The sequence below is a fragment of the Bdellovibrionales bacterium genome, assembly GCA_016714165.1.
Taxonomy (GTDB): Bacteria; Bdellovibrionota; Bdellovibrionia; order Bdellovibrionales; family UBA1609; genus JADJVA01.
On record JADJNU010000009.1, the window covers coordinates 1 to 5,113 of the forward strand.

7 protein-coding genes are annotated in these 5,113 nt (G+C 45.0%); all 7 read left to right on the top strand.

The features are described from left to right. Positions 1 to 971: 971 nt before the first annotated feature. The 7 genes from IPJ71_18760 to IPJ71_18790 all read left to right on the top strand — a co-directional run bounded on the left by IPJ71_18760 (position 972) and on the right by IPJ71_18790 (position 5,071). Entirely contained in the window at positions 972 to 1,205 is a 234-nt protein-coding gene (locus IPJ71_18760; GenBank protein MBK7845682.1) for a hypothetical protein, read from the top strand. A gap of 757 nt (positions 1,206 to 1,962) precedes the next feature. After that, complete coding sequence (locus tag IPJ71_18765) at positions 1,963 to 2,298, top strand: hypothetical protein (GenBank protein ID MBK7845683.1); 336 nt, start codon at positions 1,963 to 1,965, stop codon at positions 2,296 to 2,298. Continuing rightward, positions 2,295 to 2,705: an IS66 family insertion sequence element accessory protein TnpB gene (gene tnpB / locus IPJ71_18770; GenBank protein MBK7845684.1), complete on the top strand. Its 411-nt coding sequence runs from the start codon at positions 2,295 to 2,297 to the stop codon at positions 2,703 to 2,705. Before IPJ71_18765 ends, tnpB begins: the two co-directional genes overlap by 4 nt. After that, positions 2,674 to 4,245 (top strand): IS66 family transposase, encoded by a 1,572-nt coding sequence (locus IPJ71_18775; GenBank protein MBK7845685.1) that lies wholly within the window; start codon positions 2,674 to 2,676, stop codon positions 4,243 to 4,245. Before tnpB ends, IPJ71_18775 begins: the two co-directional genes overlap by 32 nt. A 12-nt stretch (positions 4,246 to 4,257) precedes the next feature. Further along, entirely contained in the window at positions 4,258 to 4,440 is a 183-nt protein-coding gene (locus IPJ71_18780; GenBank protein ID MBK7845686.1) for a hypothetical protein, read from the top strand. A gap of 25 nt (positions 4,441 to 4,465) precedes the next feature. Next, on the top strand, positions 4,466 to 4,813 hold the full coding sequence (locus IPJ71_18785) for a hypothetical protein (protein ID MBK7845687.1): 348 nt from the start codon (positions 4,466 to 4,468) through the stop codon (positions 4,811 to 4,813). Between the two features lie 12 nt (positions 4,814 to 4,825). After that, a complete protein-coding gene (locus IPJ71_18790; GenBank protein MBK7845688.1) occupies positions 4,826 to 5,071 on the top strand; it encodes a hypothetical protein in 246 nt (81 codons plus the stop codon). Positions 5,072 to 5,113 lie beyond the last annotated feature (42 nt).

Sequence of the window (5,113 nt, forward strand, 5' to 3'; positions counted from 1 at the left end):
TCGGAATATAAGACCGAGGGTTCTGCTGAGAAATATTCGAGTGGACAGGAGAGCCACGACGGCCAACGAGTGAAATTCGATAAACCTGGGATTCGTGAAGTTACCATCGAAATGGTGCCAGAGTGTGTCGAGACCCGAGAATCCAAACAACCCCCCTGAAAGCGAAATTCTATAAAGAAGACACTTCCTGGAGAATCTGGAAGATGGAAGTTTTCCTTAAAGTTACGTTAGATACACCAGGTTGGGCGATGACTAGAAACTGGATAAATACGGCGGCGCCATTAATGCAAAATTTGAGCGAGGCAGGAAGGCCGCTGAATATATAATATACCCAATGGAAATCGCAAGCCTCAAAGAAGGTCAGACAGTATTAGTGGTCGAGATCGTAAATGGTCAATTGATAGATCTCAGACTACCACTTTAAAGATAAGACTCCCGCCGACAATCATGGAACTCTTCCTAGATCGATGAATTAAATGGTACAGGACGGGATGAGACCAAAAATTAGAAGAAAACTAGCCCCTGCAAGGAAAACTATGGGAGTTCTTTTATGGGTAATGTAACATTGGCCCAACTAGATTAAATAAAGTCGAAGTCCTCCACATGATCTTTAAAGATCAATCTGGCTATTGCCCCTATTTCATCGAATGTGGAGAGAGATCCAATTAATGCCTATTGATCACTCGTTTCATACTAGCGAACCAACTCACCCAATTTGCAAGCCAAGAATGGGTTTGATCAGGTTTAGGATGCAGAACCTTGCTTTCTCTGTCTGGTACTTCTTTTCATGAGGTGCCTTTCTTTTGAAAGATACTGGAATCATTCCACGAAAGGTTGGTGCCCTCGGCTTTCAACTAGATTTCTAGTTTGTGTTGTTGAATGCGCCAAAAACAACTACTCTTATTTATGTTAATCCCACATTTTCAAAGGGAACCCAGAGACCTTTAATCGCCTTGATGTTATTTTTTCCAATGCTGGCATTCGGCAACGCAGACACAGATTTCAAGTCTGATGATCCCTCGGTCGAAGAAAAGAATTCAACTATTCAGATGTTTGACCATCACTCGGCCCTTAGAAAAAGGGAACATTCTCTGTCTTGGAAGTATTCCTCTGGCAGCGGGGAAATTGAAATTGAAGGCCTGACAGGAAGTCTAGAGACAGACTCCAGGCGAATCAAATATTTCGTATGGCTACAATACAGGTAGATTTGAACCCGGGATTGTCTATTTGTCGACAGTAAGTAAAGGTGAAGATACTAAATCGTCAGTTGGTCTATTTACCCTTTATGGTAGGCTTAATATTATTGAAAACATACCAGGAAACGACTTACATTCCTTACCTGGCTCCTCGCTTTTCAGTCATATGCAGAAGAAGGCGAATCATCTGGAACCGATTATGACGCTGACGGAAGAGGATTTAGCATTTCAGCTGGGAATCCCAATATTCCCCTCTAAGTGAAATCTTTGCAGTGGAGATCGGGGATTTTTCTCAAAAGCAAGATTTCAGGGAGACTTCAAATTGGATGGACGGGTCTTGGAATTGGGTATTCAATCTATTTAGATTAATGTGATTTGCACGGGTAGAACTTCAAATCAACCTCTCAATTTTTGGGGGGGGTAGACCAAGAGCAAAAAAACCACCGGACCACCCCCACCCCCCTCCAAACCAACCCAAATTTTAAATCACCCCCCAACCATTTTCTTTACAAAAGGGAGAACACCCCCCCCACCCCCCAAATTATCCACAAAACCAAAAATTACCCACCCCCTTAAAATTTTTTTAAGGTGGGGATTTAACCCAACCTTGCCCCCCACCACAAAAATTGAGGGGGTTGAAGTTCTACCGCGAATGGGGACCACCCTGACACCATAATATGAATTGTATCCGTTCACTGAGCATGAATGAAATCTGAGATTTTTTTGATTAAAATCGGCCGTCTGAGACTTTCAAAGGCGGTGAGGAATGGATTCAGATTTTTTGCAAGAATTAAGGAAAGATATCGAAGCCTGGCGGGGGAGAAAGAAGTCTCCTCAGGAGAAATTTCCTGATGAACTGAGGAGTCGAATTTTTGGGCTTCGAGAGCTATTTGATGACCGCCTCCTGCGTCGAGAACTGAGTTTATCGCCGGGATTTTTTCAATCCAAAGCAAGCAGGGAACGATCCGCCTCTCATTTACGGCGGAGGAATTTTGTGCCAGACAATTCTGGGCCCTTTATTAAGTTTTCCCCCGATCTAACAGTTGAGGCACCTCGAGTTATTTTGCGGCTCTCTGATTTGACGATTGAAATTCATCGGTGATTCAAATCAGTCCGGCCTCACCGATTTATATCCACTGCGGAGCGGTGGATTTCCGTAAGGGAATCGATGGTCTTTGTGGAGTTTGCAAGGAGCAGATGGAGAAGGACCCCATGAGTGGAGCTCTTTTTGTTTTCTCCAATAGATCGAGGAAATCTCTCAAGATATTGGTTTATGACTCCCAGGGGTTTTGGATATTTCATAAGCGGCTCAGTCGTGGGTCCTTTAAGTGGTGGAGGACGGGAGAGGGAGTCTCGGGTGAGCTGCGGGCCTCAGAGCTGGCAGTTCTTATCTGGAATGGAAATCCCGATTTAGCCGCACCACAAAGAGAATGGAAAAGTACTTCCAATTTTGTGAGATCAGCGGAAGACTTTTCCGATGTTGAAAGGCAAGAAGAAGATTCACATTGAGATTTCAGAGCAAGAAGTCAACCGGTTAGTTGATGAGATTGAATCGTCAAATCTGAGTGATGGCTCGAGAGAGAAGCTCGTCAATGCCCTCAGAGCTTTGATTGAACTAGATCGGCTGGTCGGGCTTAAGAGCGCCACTATCGCCCGATTGCGCAAGATATTTGGGAAGCAGTCAGAGAAAGTTCAACAAAAAGACCCTCAGGAGAAAAAGCCTGCTCATGGGAACACCGGAGGCAGTGGTCGCCATGGCCACGATCATTACCCATCAGCCAGTGTCCATAATCATGAGATAGTAAATCTAAAGGAAAAGGACTCTTGTCCGGACTGTCAAAAAGGGAGGGTGTACAACTGGAATCCAGGCATTTATGTGCGTGTGACTGGAAATCCGCCTCTCTCCGTGAGTGTTCATAAGACCCAGAAGCTTCGTTGTAACCTGTGTGGCAAAATATTTGAGGCTGAGTTTATTGGAAAAGGAGAGGAGAAGTTCGATGCACAAGCCAAAGCCATGATAGCCATTCTTCACTATAAGTCCTCTCTGCCATTTTACCGTCTTGAAAAGCTACAAGAAAAGCTCGGGCTCCCTGTGGCTCGATCAACACTCTGGACTCAGACGGAAAACCTGGCCAACCAGATGATTCTGGTTTGGAAGGTCATGGTCCGAAAGGCTTCGGAGGGAGAGTTGTTCTATATTGATGACACCAAGGCCCGAGTTCTCTCCCTCATGAGGGAGAATGAACTTCAGGAGCCAAATACCAAAAACAGAACAGGCATGTACACCACGGGCATTCTTTCTGAAACTCCAGAGGGGAAAATCATTCTATATTTTACCGGAAGGAAATACAGTGGAGAGAATTTGGAAGAGCTCCTGACTCGGCGGCAAAGTCAGGGTCCCATTGCCATTATGTCAGACGCTCTAAATATGAATAACATCAAAGACCGAGCTCAGGAGGTATTGAAATACCTGTGTCTCACTCACGGCCGCAGGCAATTTAAAGATATCGAGCAGGACTTTAAAAGCGAAAGCGAATTTGTGCTGGGACTTATTTCTCAGGTCTATGCAAACGAACAGCAATGTAAAGACGGGAATTTCTCCCCCGAAGAGCGCCTCCAGTACCACCAAGAGAGGAGTGCCCAGCCAATGGGGGAACTCAAAAACTGGATTGACAAAGTATTTCCCAACAAACTTGCTGAGCCCAATTCCAAACTAGGAGCCGGTGTCAAATACATGCAAAAGCATTGGAAGGGATTGACCGCATTTCTCCGCCACCCAGGTGCCCCACTCGACAACAATATTCTCGAGCAACAGCTCAGAGTCCCCGTTCTAAACCGAAAAAACTTCCTCTTCTTTAAAAGTGAATACGGGGCCTTCGTGGGTGACATTCTTCTCTCAATTATAAAGACTTGTGACATGAGTGAGGCCAACGCTTTTGATTATATGGTATCCATTCAAAAAAACTTTGAACTGGTCAGGTCTAACCCCGACAGCTGGATGCCATGGAACTATACACAAAATTTGGAAGCAGTCATTCACGGTCAGTGAACGAAAAGTTCGGTGTCCAGGAAGTGGATCAATGTGACGGCGAAGAAAATTGAAGAATTACAAAAAGATCCATCAAAGAGCTGGACATCAGAGCTGTATTTATTGATGGAAAGATTTTCAAATTACGGCGTCATCATTCGCATTGGGCGTGTCTTCAAATGGAAAAAGTATGTTTTAGGAATTTATCGAATCTGAAAACCACCAGTCTTGTCTGAATTTATTGAATGACCTGGAAAACCGGGGTTTGCCGACGGATGGGATGTTGTTTATCGTTGATGGTGGCAGCGGCTTGAACAAGGCGCTAAATTTAAAATACCAGTGCAATGATCGACTAAAAAGGCGCGCCATCAGAATCCGTTGCCACATCCACAAGTGGCGTAACATCGAGAAGGCTCTGGGCGATGGGTCCCACAAAGCCAAGGGTCCGTTCTGGGCGCTACGGGACGCAAAAGACCTGGCTGAGGCCAGGGTGTTGTCGGATCAGCTGGAATCAATCCTTCGGGATTTGAATAAATCTGCTCTGGAAAGCTATCTTGAAGCCAAAGATGATCTGCTGGCAATGCACTGAAGCTATCCAGGATTGAAAAATTCTTTTCGACAACAAATCCCAATTGAGTCTTTGAACTCACTTTTGGAAGAAGACATGCGGCGTGTGAAGCACTGGAAAACTCGAGCACTTCCAGCGGTGGCTGGCGACTTTTGTCTGCACAATGAGAAGAGAATGCGCAAGGTTCGTGGCTACCGAGGTCTTCCGGCGCTGTGGGTATTAGTTCGAGAGATTACAAAACAAGAAATTGAAATTGATTTTGAGCAAAAAGTAGGATGAATAACAATGACCTCTCGCCAAACTTCAACTATACGCGGGACA